Below are 17,728 nucleotides of genomic sequence, written 5' to 3'. Positions count from 1 at the left end.
CGAAAACCGCTTTGAACCTCGACCGGTTGCGCCGCCACTAACCTCAAACCGGTGTGTAAAAACGGGGTGGCAATGTGATTCTGGTCGCTCATTCCTTCTGTCTGCGGCGCGACCGCAAGCAATTCGAACGATCAAAACCCTATGCGCCGCTCGCCACTCTGCTCGCCGCGGCGATCCTTCGCGAACGCGGCCATTCGGTCGCGCTGTTCGATTCGACCTTTGAGCCGGGCGGCGACGGCTTCGGACCCCGGCTAGGTGCGCTCGATCCGGAGATCGTTCTGCTGATCGAGGACAATTTCAATTACCTGACCAAGATGTGCACCGAGGATCGGCGCGCCGATGCGCTGCACATGGTCGCCGCGGCGCGGGGCGCCGGCACGCGGGTCGCTGTCAACGGGCCGGACGCCTCGGACAACCCGCGCCTGTATCTAGAGGCGGGCGCCGATGCGGTGATGACGGGCGAAGGTGAACTTGGCGCGGCCGAGATCGTCGACGCGTTCCAGCGCGGCGCGCCGCTTGAGACCGTCCCAGGGCTGATCCTGCTCGAGGCCGGAGAGCTGCGCCACACGCCGCCGCGCCGGCAGGAACAGGCGCTGGACGCGCTTCCCTTTCCCGCCTGGGACCTGGTCGATGTGCACGCCTATCGCGAGGCGTGGACGCATGCGCACCACCGTTTCTCCTGGAACATGGCGGCGTCGCGCGGCTGCCCCTATTCGTGCAATTGGTGCGCCAAACCTACTTTCGGACGGCGCTATACCCAGCGATCGGCCTCTTCGGTCGCAGAGGAAATGGCGCGGCTGAAACGCGAGGTCGCGCCCGATCATATCTGGTTCGCCGACGACATCTTCGGGATGACCGGGGAGTGGATCGCCGAATTCGCCGAAGAAGTGCTGCGGCGCGACGCGCGCATCCCCTTCATGATGCAATCGCGCACCAACCTGATCACCGCGCCGGTCGCTGCGGCGCTGGCGGCGGCTGGGGCGGAAGAAGTGTGGCTCGGAGTCGAATCGGGTTCGCAGCGGATCCTCGACGCGATGGACAAGGGCACGCGCGTCGAATCGGTGCGTGTCGCCACGCGGACCCTGCGTCGGCACGGGATCCGCTCCGGCTGGTTCCTCCAACTCGGCTATCCGCCCGAGGACTGGGACGACATCCTCCTCACCCGCGACCTGCTCCGCGACGAGCGGCCGGATGAGATCGGCGTATCGGTTTCCTATCCGCTGCCCGGCACGGTGTTCCATGATCGCGTGGTTGCGGAGCTCGGCGCGCGCCGCAACTGGCGTGACACCGACGAGCTAGCGATGCTCTTTCAGGGGACGTTCGACACCGCCTTCTACCGAATGGTGCGCGACGCGCTGCATGCCGACGCCGATGCCGGGATGGTCGACGAATTGCGCTGGCACGACCTTGCCCGGCGCGCCGACGCCCATCGCTCGTCTAGCCCGGTGAGCATGGAGCTTCGCGCGTGAACTCCGCGGCGGAACTGCTGCCCGCCGGTGCGGCCTTCGACGCGATCGCCGATAATTTCGATGCGCGCTTCGGCGACTGGCAGAGCGTCGAGGCGCAGCGGCGCGCGGTTCGCCGCGTGCTCGTCGAGCTGTTCCCCGAAGGGTCGCGCCTGCTGGAGATGGGTGGCGGGACCGGGGTCGACGCCGCTTGGCTGGAGGCACGCGGGCGAGAGGTGCTGCTCACCGACGCCTCGCCCGCGATGGTGGCGGAAGCGGCGCGCAAATTGGGCCCCGGCGCGGCGGAAGTCGTCGCGATTGAGCAGCTCGATCGCCTTGCCTGGCGCGGCGAGCGCTTCGACGGCGCCTTCTCCAACTTCGCCGCGCTCAACTGCGTGTCGGACCTCGCGCCGATGGGCCGGAGCCTGGCGCGGCTCGTGCGATCCGGGGGGCACGTCGCCTTGGTGGTCTTCGGCTGCTGCTGCCCGGGCGAGATGATCGCCGAGGCGGCACGCGGACGCTTCGGCAACATGCTGCGCCGGGCCAGCAAGGGCGACGTGCCGGCCAGGCTTGGCGGGCAAAGCTTCAGCGTGCGCTATCACCGCAAGGCGGCGATCGTCGCGGCGATGGCGCCGGGGTTTCGTTATATGGGGCGTACCGCGATCGGGCTCTTCGTCCCGCCGAGCGCGGCCGAACCCTGGATTTCCCGCCATCCCTGGCTCCTCGCCGGGCTCGAGGCGGCCGACCGGATCGCTGCGCACAGGCTCGCGCTGTTCGGCGATCACATCCTCTACCGTTTCGAGCGCCGCCATGACGGGGAGGCGGCATGAGCGCGCCGCTTTCCGACACGCTCGACCGCTTCCGTGCCGACTATGCTGCGCACCGTGCCACCGAAGGGCGCGGACTCGCGGAGGCGGAGCTGCTTCGCCTTCCCTGGCTCCGGACCGGGCCGCTGGCGCGGCAATGGAGGGTGCGTGCACGCACCTTCGAAGCTTTTCTCGAGCAGGTGGCCGATCCGTTGGCGCGAGAGGCGGGGCGGCCGTTGCGCGTCCTCGATCTCGGCGCCGGAAACGGCTGGCTCTCCTATCGGCTCGCGCTTCGCGGGCATGAATGCACTGCCGTCGATATTCGCGACGACCGTGTGGATGGTCTCGGCGCGGCTCGAGCCTTTCGCGCGCGGGTGCCGTTCGACTGTCTCGTCGCATCGTTCGACGCGCTGCCGGTAGTCGATCGCTTTGCCGATCTCACGGTCTTCAACGCCGCGCTGCACTATGCGACCGATTTGGGCACGACGCTGGCGGAGGCCGCGCGGGCGACGCGGCGGGGCGGGGTGCTCGTCATCCTCGATTCGCCCTTCTACGCGAAGGACGCGCAGGGCGCGGCGATGGTCGCCGAAAAGCATGCTCATGCCGCCGAGCGCTTCGGCGACCGCGCGCAGAGCCTGCTCGCGCTGCCGCACATCGAGTATCTGACCGCCGCGCGGCTGCGCGAGGCTTCGGCGCCTTTGGCCCTCGCCTGGCGGCGGCGGCGCGTCATCTATCCGATCTGGTACGAATTGCGCCCGCTCGCTGCGCGCCTGCGTGGCGCCCGCATGCCTTCCCGCTTCGACATCTGGACCGTGCAGATCCCATGATCCTGCTGATCAATCCCCGCGCCACCCGGCCCAAGAACCGCCGTTTCCCGCTGAGCCTCATGGCGATCGGCGCTGCGCTGCCCGAAGGCACCGACTGGGAGATACTGGACGGCAATCTGCCCGGCATGGACCTGTTCGCCAGCGCGAGTGCGATGATCGATGCGCGGGCCGTGACGCCCGACCCGGTGCGTGCGATCGCGCTTACGGTGATGCCGGGGCCGCAGCTCGTCAGCGCGGTGCCGCTATCGAAGGCGCTCAAGGCGCGGTATCCGGACATCCCGATCATCTGGGGCGGCTATTTCGGCAGCCTCTATCCCGCGCCGGTGCTCAACGCATCCTATGTCGACTGGGTCGTCCGCGGGCAGGGCGAGCAGACCTTCCTCGAGCTGCTGGACGCGATGGAGGGCCGGCGCCATCCGACAAGCGTGATGGGCCTCGCCTTCCGCCAGGCCGACGGATCGCACTGGATCGGGCCCGAGCGCAAATGGGTTGGGCCAGACGAGCTGCGCGATCCGCCATTCCACAAGATCCAGGTCGGCACCTATCTCCACCCGACCATCATCGGCCGCCGCTCGGGCGTCTACCAGGCGTCGATCGGCTGTCCTTTCGGGTGCAGCTTCTGCGGCGTCATCTCGGTGTTCGGGCGCAAGGAGAAGGTGCAGGCGGCCGATCGCGTGGCGGCGAACCTCGCCTTTCTCGTGCGCGAGCACGGGATGGATTCGGTCCATTTCTACGACAACAACTTCTTCCTCAACGAGAAGCACGCGCGTGCCATCGGCGAGGCGTTCCTGCCGCTGGGGATACGCTGGTGGTGCGAAGCCCGGGTCGACACGCTCTCGCGCTTTTCCGACGACACCTGGGATCTGCTCCGCCGTGCCGGGATGAAGATGGTGTTCTGCGGCGCCGAATCCGGATCGGACGAAGTGCTCGCCAAGATGTCGAAGGGCACCACGACCGACCAGATCCTGGCCGTGGCGGCCAAGACGCGCGAGCACCGGATCATCCCCGAATTCTCGTTCGTTTTCGGCGATCCGGACGAACCCGAGCGCGAGACCGACAACACGCTCCGTTTCATCCGGCGCCTGAAGGCGATCAATCCGGAGATGGAGCTGATCACCTATTTCTACACGCCGACCCCGCAGCGCGCCGCGACCTATGGTGGAGTCGATCCGCTCACCGGCACGCCCACCGATCTCGAGGAGTGGATCCAGCCCGACTGGGTCAACTGGATGACGCACGAGGATCCGCACCTTCCGTGGATGGATCGGCGGATCAAGGCGCGGGTCGAGAATTTCGAGCTGGTGCTCAAGAGCCGCTTCCCCTCCGTGCACGACGGCAGGACGCGCGCCTGGGGCAAATTGGTCGGCCGCGTCCTCGCGCTGCGCAGCTGGGCGCGCGAGGATTATCGCAACCCGGTGCTGCTGCGCAGCGTCCGCAAACTGGCCCAGCGCGCGCGCGACGACCGTCAGGCCTATGGCCATCTGCGTCAGGGCGTCGACGAATTGGACGTCGCGGCATGAGCGCGTTGCCGGTCCGCGAAGGCTATCGGCTATGGGCGCCGACCTACAACGCCGAGAATGCGGTTTCGCAGCTCGAGGCCTCGCTGGTCGCCGAGATGACACCGCCACTCGCCGGCCTGCGCCTGCTCGATGCCGGATGCGGAACCGGGCGGCGCCTGCGCGACTGCGGTGCGGCCATGGCGACCGGAGTCGATTTGAGCCCGGAGATGATCGCGGCTGGGCAGGGCGATCTCGACCCGGCGATCCGTCTACTGGTCGGCGACGTGCGCGCGCTGCCGCTTCCCGATGCCGGCTTCGACCTGGTTTGGTGCCGCCTGGTGATCGGGCACCTCTCCGAATGCGCGCGGGCCTATGCCGAGCTGGGCCGCGTCACCGCGCGGGGCGGGCAGGTGATCGTCACCGATTTCCATCCGGCGGCGCACGCGGCGGGTCATCGTCGGACCTTTCGCCACGGCGATCAGGTCCATGAAGTCGAGCACCACGTCCACGAACTGGCGATACATCGCGAGGCCGCGCGCGCCGCGGGGCTGCGGCTGGCTGCGGTTCGTGCGGCGGAGGTCGGCCCGTCCGTCCGGCCTTTCTACGAGCGCGCCGGACGGATCGCGCAATACGAAGCGGATCGCGGGCTCCCGGTGGTGCTCGCGCTATCGTTCGTGAAGGAAGATCGATGCGGATCCTGATCCGCACGCCCGATCGCGACGTGGCGATCGAAGGCGGAACGCTCGTCGCGGCTTCGGGCGATTTCGATATCCGGCTCGACTTCGCCCAAGGTCATATCCGTCCCGGCCTGATCAACGCCCACGACCATCTCCATCGTAACCATTACGGCCGGCTCGGCGAACCGCCTTATCCAGACGCCTATACCTGGGCGCGCGACATCCAGCTTCGCCACGGCGCGCTGATAGCCGAACGCCACGCCCTCTCGCGCCGCGAGGCGCTGCTTGCCGGCGCGTGGAAGAACCTGTTCGCCGGCGTCACCACGGTCGTCCATCACGACCGCTGGGAACCGGATTTCGACCGCGACTTCCCAGTGCGTGTCGCGCGTATCGCCGGCGAAGATTCGCTCGGCATGGCAACGGAACTCGCCTTTCCGGCCGCTGCGCCGCGCATTTGCCTGCATGTCGCGGAGGGTGTCAGCGCGGTCGCGACAGGCGAAGTCGAGCGGCTCGATGGCATGGGCCTGCTCTCGCCCCGGCTGATCGCCGTCCACGGCGTTGGGATCGAGGGCGAGGCGATGTCGCGGTTCCGTGCATCGGGTGCGGCTTTGGTCTGGTGCCCGACGTCGAACCTGTTCCTGCTCGGTCGCACAGCATCGCGCGAACTGCTCGAAGACGGCCTCGACGTGCTGCTGGGGAGCGATTCCTTGCTCACTGGCGATGGCGACCTCCTCGACGAGCTCCAATGCGCCCGCAGCCTCGGCTTCCTGTCCAACGCGCGGCTCGCGGATGCGGTCGGCGCCACGGCCGCGCGGCGTCTCGGCCTGCCGACGCCTTCGCTCGATCCCGGCGCCCCGGCCGATGTCGTCGTGCTGACCAAGCCGCTGCTCGAGGCACGTGCCGAGGACGTCGTGCTGGTGATGGCAGGCGGCATCCCCCGCGTCGCGCGGCTCGATCTCGTGCCGGCGCTTGGCGCGCTCGGCGCAGCCGGCCGCATCCGTCGGCGTGGCAACATCAATCGCTGGACCAGCGCAGCGGCGGGCGATGGGAGCCCGGCCATTCCGCCACGCGGAACCGAATCTCTCTCAACTATGGGGCATTCCAATGACGCTTGTTACCAAGACCTCCCTCCTCGCGGCGCTGCTGCTGGCGGGCACCGGCAACGCCTGGGCGCAGACCGAAGCGGGGCCCACGCGTGATGCGGCCACGGTTGCCGATCCTGCCCGGGAGAATCCCGCGCAGGAGGAGGCGCCTGCCGAAACGCCACCGCCGCCATCCACCGACATTCTCTCGGGACGCACACTCTCGATCCTGCTCGATGCGCGGCTGGTCGCGGCTGACGGCCATCGTCGTTTCTCGGACGGCGGCCTGAGCATCACGCGCTTTTCCGGCACCGACGACGGCGATTTTCGCGTCGATCCGCTGCCGATCGAGGCCGACCTGATCTGGACGCCGCGTTTCACCGGCTCGCTCGCGGGCAACGTCTCGGTCGCGTGGCAGCGCGATCAGGAGAACGAAGTCGATCTAATGGAGGCGTTCCTGACCTTCCTCCCCGAACGTTCGGGCAATGTCAGTTTCTCGGCCAAGGCAGGACTCTATTGGCCGGAGATATCGCTCGAGCATGCCACCGGTGGTGCATGGAGCACGGTGCACACGATCACGCCCTCGGCGATCAATTCCTGGGTCGGCGAGGAAGTGAAGGTCGTCGGCGCCGAGGTCTCGATGATGGCGACGGTCGGCAAGAGCGACATATCGGCAACGGCCGGCCTGTTCGGGCTCAACGATACCTCAGGGACCTTGCTCTCGTTCCGCGGCTGGGCGCTGCACGACATCAAGGCCACTGCCTTCGGCCATTTCGAGCTGCCGCCGCTCAACGATTTCATCGTCCATCTCCAGGAAGACCGGACGCGTTCGCTGATCGAGCTCGACAACCGCGTCGGCTTCTATGGCCGTCTCGAATGGCGGCCGCCCGTTCCGGTGACGCTCAATGCCTTCTACTATGACAATCGCGGCAATCCGGAAGCTTTCAAGCCCACGGGCCAATGGGGATGGCGCACGCGCTTCGTGAACCTGGGGCTCACCGCCGAGCTTGCGCCGGGGTTGCGGCTCCTCGCCCAGGCGATGGAAGGCACCACGCAGATGGGCTTCAAGACCAACGGCGTCGTATGGGTCGATACGCGGTATCGCTCCGCTTATGCGCTGCTCGCGAAGGAAATCGGGGAGGGTGAGATCTCGGGCCGGATCGAAGCCTTCGATACCAGCGAGCATGGCAGCGAGATGTCGCATGACGACGAGAGCCAGCAAGGCTGGGCGCTCACTGCGGCGGGTCGCTGGACGTTCAATCCGAGGCTGACCGGCTTTATAGAACTGCTCCATGTGCGCAGCACACGGGGCACACGGCGAGTCTATTTCGACCTGCCGCCGACCGAATCGCAGACGGTGGTGCAGGCATCGCTGCGCGTCCGGCTGTGAAATCCGCCCCGGTTCCTCCGGCGCTGCGCTACCATTCGCGGAAAGGCGCGCTCGCCCGACGGCTCCTCGCGCGGCGGGGCGCGGTGCTGGCGCGGCTGCCCGCGCAGGCCCGCGACGACCTCGCGCTCGTGCACGAGACCCGGAGCCGGACCGCCCTGCTGATGGCCGACACGGCGGCGCTGCATCTCGTCGCCTGCGCGCGGGCCGCTTCCGTGCTGGACGGCGCGATGGCCGAGGCGGGCGTGCTGATGGGCGGCAGCGCTCGCCTGATCGCCGCTGCCAAGGGCGCGACACCGCTTCACTTGTTCGACGTGTTCGAGACGTTGCAGGGGCGCGACGCCTCCGGGACCGCGCTCGGCGCGCATTTCGGCGGCGTCCATGGCACGCTCGCCGCCGTCGAGAACCTTCTGTCCCCCTTTGCGGGCGTCTCCCTTCATCCCGGCATATTCCCGCACTCCGCGGCGGGGCTGGAGGGGCTGCGCTTCTCCTTCGTCCATCTCGACCTCGACCTGCCCGAAGGCACGCGCGCGGCGCTGGAATTCTTCCATCCGCGCCTGGTGCCCGGCGGCATCCTGCTCGGTGACGACTATGCCGACCCGGCCGTACGCGTGACGTTCGAGGAATTCTTCGCCGAAAAGACAGAAACCTTGATCGCGCTTCCCTGGAGCCAGGGGATGATCGTCAAGCGCTGACGCGGCCGCGCTCAGGGGGTGAGCGCGGCCGCGGACGCCGCCTCATTGGGCGGCGACGGCCAGGGTGCCGCGCATTGCGGGATGGTAGATGCAGTAGAAGGCGATGCTTCCCGCCTTCTTCACGACCATGCTGACGCTCTGGCCTTGCTGGACCCGGACGTCGAAGCTTTTGTTGCGGGCGGTTGCGGTGTGCGGCACGGAGTCGCGATTGACCCAGACAATCGTATCACCGACCTTCACCCCGCCGGGCAGCTTGCCGAAGCTCATGTTCGCCATCACCACCGTATATTTCTGAGGCGCCGGCGATCGTGCAGTCGCCGGGGCTGTCGCTGTGGTGGCCAGGGCGAAAGTCAGCAGCGCCGCGGCGCCCGAAATCCGCAGCGGGCCGCGGCGAAGTGGATGGGCTTTCCCTGTATCCTGCATATTCGGTCGACTCCCTTCGAAGGAGTCGGCGCGGTCGGAGCGGACGAACGAACACCGGGGGAGCTCGCGGCCGAGACCGACGCTCGATCGCGCCGACATCCCGTAAGTGCCGCCCGCGCGCTGCGAGGTTCAAAAGCTGGCGATCAGAAGGGAAACGAGGCTCCAAAAGTCAGCGCCGTGGCGCTGTGGCGCCGGCCGGAATAATAATCGCGCCCAGGGCCGGAGCCCGAGAGGTTGGCGCGCAGGTCCAATCTGCCAAGGTCTCGGCCGAGCGTCACACGCCAGTCGTAATGCTCGCGCGGCGTGTAGCGGGGCGGATCACTGAGGTGAGTCAGAAGGCCGGCATGCCCGGTCAATCGCCATTTGGGCGCCAGGCGCAATGTGCTTTCGACCTCTGCGTAGAGCGTGTGGACGCCCGGGCGGAGATAATCGGGCGAGTAATAGACGCGCGACGCGATGCCGTGCGCCGTCACGCCGAGATAGGCTTCGGTATAGTGCGTGTCGCCCGTGCCGGAGTGGCGCGTATACCAGCTTCGGACCACGCCGGCATCGATCGAGACGCTTGGGGTTATCCGTGCCGCATAGCCGGCGTTGAGCTGATAGGCGAGCAGCGCCGGATCCGACTGGTCGAAGCCGACGGTCGCCGAGCCGTTCACGTAGAGCCCCGATTCATGGTCGTAGCCCAGATCGATGGTGGCTGCGGGATCGCCGCTGCTCACCGAATAGCCGCGGAACCGAAGATCGCTTTCCACGCTGGCGCTGCCGATGATCTGCGCGCCCGCCGGCGCGACCTGGCACATGCCGAAAATCGCGATCGGCAGGCCGGCATGATGAAGAACGCGGAGAAATCTTCTAGCGGTGCCTCGCCCCGGCAACGGCGCGTTCCAGCGCGCAACGGCAGTCGCAATTTGTCGAGATCGGCAAAACGGTCGCACAGGCATCAATATTCCCTTGCGCGCCGGGCGTCGTCGCGATGCGAAAAGCGGCCACTCCCCGTTCCTGGCGGGCCAAAGCGAGCAGCCCGCTCACATGGGCCGCCGCGTAGGAACTGCCATTTACGAAATACCATTTGCCCCCGGGTTGTGTTGTCGGCACGTCGCGGCCCGGTGCACCGTACACCGCGGCGGGCCGCGACGGCAAAGCCTGATCCGCGACCGCTATCACGCCGGTCTCCGAGGCGGGAAATCCACCTTTGGGCAGGCTCGGATCATAGGCCGCCACGACGGAGACGTGGCGTGACAGCGCGATCGAGACCAGGCGCGCCAACAGCGGGTCAAACGGGCCACTCAGGCTGAGATTGATCACCTTGGCATCGCTGTCGATCGCGAAATGCAGCGCCTTGGCGAGGCTCAGCGTATCACAGACCGTTGGAGTGGCGGCCGCCGGCCGCATCTGCCAGCAGGCGCGGAGCGCTAGCATCCGTGCGCCGGGCGCCACCCCGGCAATGCCCAGCGCGTTGCCGGATTTCGCCCCGATCACTCCGGCGACGCCCGTGCCATGCTGCTCGGCGTTGGTCGGGTGGTCGACGACGAAATCGCGGTTGGCCGAGAACTGGCCGATCAGATCTGGATGGCTGGCCTCGACCTTGCTGTCGATTACCGCGACGGTAACCCCGCGGCCGGTCGCGACACGGTGAAGGTCCGCGAGCCGCCAGGCGCCCGCGGCGGGCTGAACGGCATAAAGTGGATCGTTCTCGAGCTGTGCGCCGCCTTGCGCGTGGTAGAGCTGCATCGGCTGGGCCCAGAGCACCTGTCGGTCGCCGGTGAGGCGCGCCAACGTGTCATCGACGGTGCCGCCCTCCGGTACGCGCATCACGAAACAGTCGACGCCCAGCAGCGGCATCGGCCAATTGTCTTCGATCGTCAGGCCGTTGCGGCGCGCGATCGCCACCGCGACCCGGCGACGCGCGCTTGCCGAGGCCTTGTCGCCATAGGCGCCGGAATAATTTGCGTTCGGACGGAAATGGGACGGCGGGAGCCGCAGCATGACGAGGATCTCCCGGCTCGTCTGCTGCTGCTGCTGAATCGTCGCGTTCTGCGGATGTGCGTCGGCCGGTGCCGGCAGAACCGCCGAAGCACATAGCGCGAAAACGCCTCCGAGCAGGGTGAGGAGGCGCTTCACCGTGCCCCGTCGCCGTCCAGCGGCTCGGCGAGCGCGATGCGCGGCGACGCTCGGAGTTTCGCGACCGTCGCGTCCCGCCGTACGCCGTCGACACGCAATATCCAGGCACCCGTCGTTAGCGGCCCCTCCACCACGCGCGCCTGCGCACCGTCCAGCAGTGTGCGGATGTCGCGCTCGGCGGTTTCGGGGCGGAAGAGGACGACCATATTTCCCGCTTGCGCGGTGCCGGCCGAACCCAAAGCGTGATACTCCGCAGGGCCCGGCGCCTGTCGGAGCGAACCGAACGCGACGAGCAGGAGCGCCGCGGCGGCGGCTTGGCCCGCGATCGCCCAACCAATGTTAATGCGCCGGCGCAAGAACGGAATCACGCGCGCGGTCGCGGCTATGGGCGTGGGCGCCGGTGTTTCCTCCGTAGCCGTTCCCAGTTGCTCGCGCATTGCCGCCCAGCCTTGCTCGACATCCATCGAAAGCCCTCCGATCCGGCGCCCCAGTCCTCGCTCGAATTGCAGTTCGGCCCGGCAATCCGCACACTCGACGAGATGCGCCTCGACCATCGCCGCCTCGGCGGCATCGAGCGTCTCGTTGACGTACCAGGGAAGCAGCGTCTGCGTCTGCTCGTGCGGATCGCCATGGAGTTTGATGACATTGTTCACGGCGATCGATCCTATATCCAGTCCGCCAGGCCGCCGCCCAGCTTGCGCCGAAGATGGCGCCGCGCATGAAACATCCGGGTCTTCACCGTATCCACCGGGCAATCCATGATCCCGGCAATATCGCGATATCCCATTTCGTGATAATAAGTGAGATCCACGACTGCCCGGTGGTCCGGCGACAGGGTCGCCACGGCTTCGGCGAGCAGCGCCTGTCGACGTTCCTGCGCGAGTTCCTCGTCGGGGCCGGCATCCGGCGACACGAGCTCTTCGCTGCGGTCGTCCTCGACCGGCTCGTCCCGCCGGCGCAGCGCCTTCGCGGCTTTGCGATAGGCAATAGTGAAGATCCAGGTCGAAAGCTTGCTCGCGCCATTGAAGCTCCCAGCGCCTTCCCAGACCACCATCATCGTGTCGTTCAACACTTCCTCGATCGTCGACGGCCGGCGAAGGAGATTGAACAGGAACCGCGACAGCCGTCGATGATAGATGCGATAGAGGTGCTCGAACGCCTCTAGATCGCGCTCGGCCACCCTCGCGATGAGGCGAAGTTCCTCCTCGTCGCCGCGCGCCGCCATTTTTGTCCCACCCTTTGTTGAGAGCCGTTCGTCCAACGCGCCTCGTCCATGTCGCATGGCCTGTTAGTGCGGAGCATCGGCTTTCGGGTTCAATTCGCTGCCGATTGCCTTCGCGCAAAATCTGTCAGACAAGGATCTCTCGAGCAATTCAATACCCCAGCCACAGCCTCGTTGGCGATGTACCTGCACTGAGCAGTGTCTGGTTTCGTGGCTCATGCCCAACGTGCTCTCCGAGGCTGGCTCCGGTGAGAGCCCGCTGACCACGACAATCGTCGAGCCCGCCGGCAACCTGTATCCCGAAGCTCTTCTTGAGTGGCATCGACCAGCGGCTGACGCGAACCGTTGCCAGGCGCGATGATTCGGCCGCTTCCCGAGTCGGTTGCGTGTGTAACGGCAATATGGTGCGCCTTTGATCCAGAAATGGATAAAGTGTCGTTAGTTCAATGAGTTGACGCGGTGCGCAGGATTGCTTCGAATCCTGCCTCCCCAGCCATCCCTCCCCTCCGATTCGGTTCCTAAGGCGCTGAAGGAGAAGGATGTGGAGTTGGTGTCATCGACCGGGTGGACCGGATTTGACGGCATTTTTCACGCAATTCGTCACCAGGATTTCCAGCGCCGGGAGGGCGCCAGGTTCGGGGGCAACCGCGCAGCGCTATCGGCGAAGGTCGTCAGGCGAAGCCTGCAGGCTCAAACGTCGTGCTCGTCGCCGCACTTGCCCACCGGTTCAGCGCCGGGTGTCCGCCTTGGCTTTGGAGCGCTTCCCAGTCGGCGACGTCGACGGGGGCGTTTCATTCGCCGCAGGGCGGGGGCCTTCCGGCTCGGCTTCGTGCCCCTCTCCAATTCTCTCCCGCGCCAGATACGCCAAGAGTCTGGCGGCGCGCCGAATTGAACTCATGCCGGCATCAACGAGGGTGATTGGAGATGGATGGCGGCAGCAATTGCACGCGGAAGATCCTGGGCAATTCGAGTTCCTCATTATGGCGGCGTGGGGCGTCTGGCAGCGGGGCCGTCGTCCCGCAAGCGCCGTGACAACATGTTACAACGGCGCTTCGAGCAGCCGCGATGCGACAATGCGCGAGGTCTCGTTCCGGGTCCGTCATTTTTTGTAAAATAGTGTAAAATCAGGAATTTGATTGCCCCGCGCTGGGCGGGAAGGTGGCGTATCGCGTCGGCGAGCTTCGCACGTCGCGCGACGCCAATGCCCGTGGTTCGACAGCCACGCGACGTTCTGGGCGGTACGCACCGACTATCGCGTGATCGGGAAATGGGATCTACTCGCCGAAGCCCGCGAGCTCTCCAGCCGCGAGGCAGGCGATTCGCGTCCGGGACGCTGGCCGGGTTTACCGGCACATGGGCGACAATGTGAAGCTCGGCGTCGGCTACAACTTCACCGACTATTCCGGCGATCTTTCCGATCTCAGCTACGACGATCGGGTTCCTTCGTGAACCTGATCGGGAAGTTCTAACCCATATCCCGTCCCCGGGGCGAGCGAGAATCGGGTATCGCCGCCGCCGAGTTGAGGCTCGGCGACGGTTTCGTCTATGCCCTTCGAAGGCAAGGGAGAGAGGCATGCGTACCGATCGAGTGATCGCAGGAGCGATGCTGGTGCTGGTTGGCGCCTGCGTATCGCCGCTGAGCCGAGAAGGGTCGCTGCCGCCCGCGGGCGCGGGCCTCACCGATCCAACCTATGCTCTCGCCTCGGCTCCGGGAAACGGCGAGGCCGCGGGCGCCGTTTCGCTGGTCCGTGACGCGCTTGCCGCCAAGGGATATCGCGAGACCCCGAACGGCCGCTATCGCCTCGAGGTTGGCCTGGCCAGTGCTCCGCCACAGGTCGAGGTCCAGCACGACGAGAGCCGCGGATCGACCAGCAGCGGCGCGCTGCCGAACCCGATCGTGCTGTGCCGGCCGCGGCGCTACGTGCTCACGGTCGGAATGGTCGATCGGGCGAGCGGCGACGTGCTGTTCCGAAACGCGGCGGTAGTCCGGCACTGCGGCTCGACTCGGGAAAAGATCCTGCCTCGGCTGGCGAGGGCCGCGGTCATCGGGTGAGGGTCGATGCGAAGGCGGGCAGTGCGAGAGTGAAGCGCGAACCGTGCGGTGACACGGCGGCGTACTCCAGCCTGCCGCCATGGCGGTCTGCTACGGTCCTCACATAAGCGAGGCCGAGACCGACGCTCATTCCCGGGGCGGACCTCCCCATCGGACCGAAGCGACCGGTCAGATCCGCGAGACGTTCCTCCGAGATGCCCGGACCCCGGTCTTCGATCCACGCCTCGAACTCGAAGGCGTCGCCGGTCGCGACCACATCGATGCCGCAGCGAATTTCCGCACCCGGCGGGCTGAACCGCACTGCGTTGTCCAGCAAGTTGAGAAATGCCCGGGTGAGGGCATGGCGCTCGCCGCCGACGCAGAAAGGCTCGCTGGGAGGCACGACGATCCGCACGTCCTTTTTCGACGCAAGCGGCCAGAGCGCGTCGCTCGCCTCGGCCAGACAATCGTGCAGGTCGGTCTCTTCCGGAGCAAAGCCGGTCTCGCGCAGCCGCGCCAGTTGTACGAAATTCTCGGCCAGGCCCAACGTTCGGCGAGCGTGGTAGGCGATCTTGTCTGCGGTTGCGGCGGTAAACCCGCCACTCCCGGATTTCGTGGTCGCGTCCAGCAAGGTGATGATGGCCGCTTGGGGCGAGCGCATATCGTGGCTGAGAAATTCCAGGGCCTGTGCGCGGTCACGCTCGACAGCGCGAATGTTGGTGATCTCCGCCAGGAGGTGGATCCATCCGCGCTGTTCGCCGGTTGCATCCGTGAGCGGTGTCCGCCGATGCGAGAAATGCCTGCCGTCCGCCGATATGAGATCGTTTGCCGCAGGGGTGCTGTAGAGAGCCGCGCGCGCTTGGGCGTCCCGGGCCAGGAGCGCTTCGGCGCGGCCGTTGGCGACCAACACGTCTCCTTCCATGGTCGTGACGACCAGGGGGTCGGCTACGCCGTCGACGGTGTCGGCGACCAGGCGCTTCAGATCGCGCAAGGCCGTGATCGAGTCGCTGAGGGCGAGGGCGTTCCGCCCGGCATGGTCGAGCCGGCTTTCGGCCGGCGCCAGCGTGCCGCCAAGATCCATCGACAGACGGGACAGTTCCTGCGAAATCGTCTTGTCGATCGCGTGCAGCCGTCGCCAGCCCCATAACGGGTATACGAATGCTATCCCGAGCAGCGCTGCTGCAGGGGGTATCCACAGGCCCGTCGTGGCGATGAGCAGGACCGGCAGTGCGGCGACCAGACCGAACATCGCCAGCGAGGCGAGCAGGGCGCCCGAGGGCCTGAGACGCCAGAACATCAGCAAGAGGATGATGCCCGGCATCGTGCCTGCGGCCAGCCGGATCGGCAGCGACACCTCACGCACGAAGCGGTCGGCGAGCATCGCGTTCAGGAGGTTGGCCTGCACCTCGAGTCCGGCGAGCGTTCCCGCGCCCGCGACGTCGTGGCGGTCGCCCAGGCCTCCGGCGGTCGCGCCGATGAGAACGATCCTGTCACGAACGAAGTCGGGCGGGAGGCGCCCGGCGACGAGGTCGCCGAACGACACGGTTCGGAACGCGCCGGCAGCACGATAGGGCACGAGCACCGACATCTCGCCCCTGGCGTGCGCGCGCTGCCAGGCCGGCGAAGCATGGCCCATTGCCAGCCTGTATGTCTGCTCGACGAGGTGCAGCCAAGTGCGCGAGCCGTCGTCCACCTCGAGCAGTGCGGTGCGGGCCGTGCCATCCTCTTCGTGGGGAAGCGCGACCTGCCCGAGCGCTGCGGCAGCCTTTGCGACCGGCGCAATCGGCGCCACTGTCTCGAAAGCCCGTCCGTCCGCGCCCGGCGCGTCGAAGAGGATCGGCAATGCGACCTTCGCCTGTCCCAGGGCCTTGGCCAGCGCCGCATCTTCTCCCGAAGAACGCCCGGGTTCCGTGAAAAGCACGTCATAGGCGATCGCTGCCGGTCGATCGGCGGCGAGAATCCCGATCGCCTGCGCGTGCATGGTGCGGGCCCATGGCCATTGTCCGAGCGCGGCCAGACTCGCATCGTCGATCGTGACCAGGAGGATCCGGTCGGAAGCCGCTGGCGCCCGCAATTCAACCACGAGATCGTAGATCGCGTCGTCCGCCTTCGAAGTGGCACCGGTGAGGGTGAGCCCCAAGGTCAACGCCAGCACGAGCACCGCAACCGCGCACCATTCCATCAGCAAGCGCGGGAACAACTTCAACGCTTTCGAGATCGTGTCGGATCGGTGATCGTCAGCTTCTCGGGATCCGTCCACGATTCGGTGGCCTCGCCGTCCTCGATCTGGATCAGGCCTACGCGCCAGTAATAAACGCCGCCGGGGAGCCGCCGCAGCGTGAGCGCATCGCGCGCGAGCGCAACTTCATCGACCATCAAGCTGCCTTGCGGCGTGTCGCGCATGAGTTGGAAGCGATATCGCCTTACCCCCCCGCCGGCGCCCGACCAGCGGAAGCGGTATCCATCCTCGCCGGTTTCGACGGATCCATGAATCGAGGCGAGGCGACGCCGGAAACTATAGGCTTGCGCCAGTCCTTCCAGCCCGCTGGGCGCCACTGCCGATACCCGGACGAAGAGGTTGCCGTTCGGGATGTCGTTGAGAGCGAAGACCCCGTCGTCGGAAAACTGCTCGGCGACGTTGTCGATGAACCCGGCGTCGGTCGCGATCACCGCGCGGTAGCGGATCGCCCCGTCGAGCTTGCGGGCGCGGAACTCTACCGCGTAGCGCGTCTGCACCGGCGGTGGTTCGTCCAGATCCGGGGCAGCAAGAAGCTTCTCGATTCGAGGGGGGCTGGCAGAATCGAGCGTTGCGCCGAAGCTGCGGTCCAGTTCCAGCGCGCCGGAGCCGTCGGGGCCGGAGAACCCGACCCGTCCCGTCAGCACCTCCGTTGCGGCGACATCCCGTTCGGCTTCGAATGAAACCCGGAACTCGGTGCCTCGCACCGCGGTCATGCTGATCGGGGTACGTATGCGGTATCGGCCCGAGGGCGGGTCCACCGGAGTTACCTTCGTCTCGAGGCGACCTTTCTGCACTTCGATGCGATAATCGATCGCACCGGTGAGCAGGATGCGGCGGAGCTCCCGGATTCGCACGCGGCTCTGCGATGGGATCACCACTTGCGAGCGGTCCGCGAGGATCAGCGTGACGAAGCTGTTCGCAGCAGTCGCGACATCGGTATTCTCGCCGATTACCGAACCCGCGGCCAACGGCACCGGGCGGCCCGCCATGGATAGACTCACGGTGCCGCGGTAGCTTGCAAGGCGTGCGGGCTCGACCTTGTAGCGCAACCAGTCACGCGGGATGGTCAGAGGCCGGCCGACAGGCAGGCGCCGCGGATTTCGGATTCCCGCCAGCTTGAGCAGGGCCCGCCATCGCCGTTCCGGCACGAGAAAGCTTTGACTAAGCCTGTCAAGCGTATCGCCCCGGCGCACGACATAAATGACGGTGTCGGGGGGAGGGGCCGGTGCGGGGGTGACGGCGGCGGCCCACAGCGCGCCCGCTAGAAACATGC

At 66.9% G+C, this 17,728-nt stretch carries 16 protein-coding genes; 9 read left to right on the top strand and 7 right to left on the bottom strand.

From position 1 onward, the window contains the following. Nucleotides 1-74 precede the first annotated feature (74 nt). The 8 genes from BR78_RS0107265 (at nt 75) to BR78_RS0107230 (ending at nt 8,418) form a co-directional block, all read left to right on the top strand. A complete protein-coding gene (locus tag BR78_RS0107265) occupies nt 75-1,469 on the top strand; it encodes a B12-binding domain-containing radical SAM protein (protein WP_029935876.1) in 1,395 nt (464 codons plus the stop codon). After that, nucleotides 1,466-2,275 carry a class I SAM-dependent DNA methyltransferase gene (locus BR78_RS20885; protein WP_051683221.1) on the top strand — a complete coding sequence of 270 codons (810 nt, stop codon included), beginning with the start codon at nt 1,466-1,468 and terminating at the stop codon, nt 2,273-2,275. Before BR78_RS0107265 ends, BR78_RS20885 begins: the two co-directional genes overlap by 4 nt. Beyond that, nucleotides 2,272-3,078 carry a class I SAM-dependent methyltransferase gene (locus BR78_RS0107255; protein WP_029935873.1) on the top strand — a complete coding sequence of 269 codons (807 nt, stop codon included), beginning with the start codon at nt 2,272-2,274 and terminating at the stop codon, nt 3,076-3,078. Before BR78_RS20885 ends, BR78_RS0107255 begins: the two co-directional genes overlap by 4 nt. Further along, nucleotides 3,075-4,598, top strand: coding sequence for a B12-binding domain-containing radical SAM protein (locus BR78_RS0107250; RefSeq protein ID WP_051683220.1), 1,524 nt, complete (start codon nt 3,075-3,077; stop codon nt 4,596-4,598). Before BR78_RS0107255 ends, BR78_RS0107250 begins: the two co-directional genes overlap by 4 nt. Next, entirely contained in the window at nt 4,595-5,278 is a 684-nt protein-coding gene (locus BR78_RS0107245) for a class I SAM-dependent methyltransferase (RefSeq protein ID WP_051683219.1), read from the top strand. The genes BR78_RS0107250 and BR78_RS0107245 overlap by 4 nt, the downstream gene beginning before the upstream one ends. After that, complete coding sequence (locus BR78_RS0107240; RefSeq protein ID WP_051683218.1) at nt 5,266-6,453, top strand: amidohydrolase family protein; 1,188 nt, start codon at nt 5,266-5,268, stop codon at nt 6,451-6,453. Before BR78_RS0107245 ends, BR78_RS0107240 begins: the two co-directional genes overlap by 13 nt. After that, complete coding sequence (locus tag BR78_RS0107235) at nt 6,359-7,726, top strand: hypothetical protein (RefSeq protein WP_029935864.1); 1,368 nt, start codon at nt 6,359-6,361, stop codon at nt 7,724-7,726. Before BR78_RS0107240 ends, BR78_RS0107235 begins: the two co-directional genes overlap by 95 nt. An 83-nt stretch (nt 7,727-7,809) precedes the next feature. Continuing rightward, a complete protein-coding gene (locus tag BR78_RS0107230; protein WP_156022240.1) occupies nt 7,810-8,418 on the top strand; it encodes a class I SAM-dependent methyltransferase in 609 nt (202 codons plus the stop codon). 42 nt (nt 8,419-8,460) lie between these two features. Here BR78_RS0107230 and BR78_RS0107225 read toward each other — a convergent pair whose 3' ends face one another. From BR78_RS0107225 to BR78_RS0107205, 5 genes are all read right to left on the bottom strand, one after another. Beyond that, complete coding sequence (locus tag BR78_RS0107225; protein ID WP_197021294.1) at nt 8,461-8,841, bottom strand: cupredoxin domain-containing protein; 381 nt, start codon at nt 8,839-8,841, stop codon at nt 8,461-8,463. A 143-nt stretch (nt 8,842-8,984) separates the two neighbouring features. Beyond that, nucleotides 8,985-9,641, bottom strand: coding sequence for a TorF family putative porin (locus BR78_RS0107220; protein ID WP_029935858.1), 657 nt, complete (start codon nt 9,639-9,641; stop codon nt 8,985-8,987). Nucleotides 9,642-9,693: 52 nt separating this feature from the next. Beyond that, complete coding sequence (locus BR78_RS20425; protein ID WP_156022239.1) at nt 9,694-10,962, bottom strand: S8 family peptidase; 1,269 nt, start codon at nt 10,960-10,962, stop codon at nt 9,694-9,696. Further along, nucleotides 10,959-11,615: a zf-HC2 domain-containing protein gene (locus BR78_RS0107210; RefSeq protein ID WP_029935854.1), complete on the bottom strand. Its 657-nt coding sequence runs from the start codon at nt 11,613-11,615 to the stop codon at nt 10,959-10,961. Before BR78_RS0107210 ends, BR78_RS20425 begins: the two co-directional genes overlap by 4 nt. 11 nt (nt 11,616-11,626) lie before the next feature. After that, a complete protein-coding gene (locus BR78_RS0107205; RefSeq protein WP_037566016.1) occupies nt 11,627-12,187 on the bottom strand; it encodes an RNA polymerase sigma factor in 561 nt (186 codons plus the stop codon). Between the two features lie 1,570 nt (nt 12,188-13,757). Here BR78_RS0107205 and BR78_RS0107195 point away from each other — a divergent pair. After that, nucleotides 13,758-14,237, top strand: coding sequence for a hypothetical protein (locus BR78_RS0107195; RefSeq protein ID WP_029935850.1), 480 nt, complete (start codon nt 13,758-13,760; stop codon nt 14,235-14,237). On the opposite strand, the gene BR78_RS0107190 is transcribed toward BR78_RS0107195, so the two are convergent. Continuing rightward, nucleotides 14,227-16,422 (bottom strand): CHASE2 and HATPase_c domain-containing protein, encoded by a 2,196-nt coding sequence (locus BR78_RS0107190; RefSeq protein WP_231478181.1) that lies wholly within the window; start codon nt 16,420-16,422, stop codon nt 14,227-14,229. The two genes, BR78_RS0107195 and BR78_RS0107190, sit on opposite strands and share 11 nt — an antisense overlap. Beyond that, the gene (locus BR78_RS0107185; RefSeq protein WP_029935846.1) at nt 16,419-17,726 is read right to left on the bottom strand and encodes a FecR domain-containing protein; all 1,308 of its coding nucleotides are present in this window, start codon (nt 17,724-17,726) and stop codon (nt 16,419-16,421) included. The genes BR78_RS0107190 and BR78_RS0107185 overlap by 4 nt, the downstream gene beginning before the upstream one ends. Nucleotides 17,727-17,728: the final 2 nt, after the last annotated feature.

This window comes from Sphingomonas sp. UNC305MFCol5.2 (genome assembly GCF_000712135.1).
Taxonomy (GTDB): domain Bacteria; phylum Pseudomonadota; class Alphaproteobacteria; order Sphingomonadales; family Sphingomonadaceae; genus Sphingomonas.
The sequence above is the reverse complement of the archived record's forward strand: the minus strand, read 5'-3'. Positions and strand labels throughout refer to the sequence as shown.

Bases quoted from the DNA above. Each gene is read 5' to 3' on its own strand.
- BR78_RS0107195 (WP_029935850.1), top strand. From the start codon at position 13,758: ATGCGTACCGATCGAGTGATCGCAGGAGCGATGCTGGTGCTGGTTGGC.
- BR78_RS0107245 (WP_051683219.1), top strand. From the start codon at position 4,595: ATGAGCGCGTTGCCGGTCCGCGAAGGCTATCGGCTATGGGCGCCGACC.
- BR78_RS0107220 (WP_029935858.1), bottom strand. From the start codon at position 9,641: ATGTGCCAGGTCGCGCCGGCGGGCGCGCAGATCATCGGCAGCGCCAGC.
- BR78_RS0107240 (WP_051683218.1), top strand. From the start codon at position 5,266: ATGCGGATCCTGATCCGCACGCCCGATCGCGACGTGGCGATCGAAGGC.
- BR78_RS0107255 (WP_029935873.1), top strand. From the start codon at position 2,272: ATGAGCGCGCCGCTTTCCGACACGCTCGACCGCTTCCGTGCCGACTAT.
- BR78_RS0107225 (WP_197021294.1), bottom strand. From the start codon at position 8,841: ATGCAGGATACAGGGAAAGCCCATCCACTTCGCCGCGGCCCGCTGCGG.
- BR78_RS0107250 (WP_051683220.1), top strand. From the start codon at position 3,075: ATGATCCTGCTGATCAATCCCCGCGCCACCCGGCCCAAGAACCGCCGT.
- BR78_RS0107185 (WP_029935846.1), bottom strand. From the start codon at position 17,726: ATGTTTCTAGCGGGCGCGCTGTGGGCCGCCGCCGTCACCCCCGCACCG.
- BR78_RS0107205 (WP_037566016.1), bottom strand. From the start codon at position 12,187: ATGGCGGCGCGCGGCGACGAGGAGGAACTTCGCCTCATCGCGAGGGTG.
- BR78_RS0107235 (WP_029935864.1), top strand. From the start codon at position 6,359: ATGACGCTTGTTACCAAGACCTCCCTCCTCGCGGCGCTGCTGCTGGCG.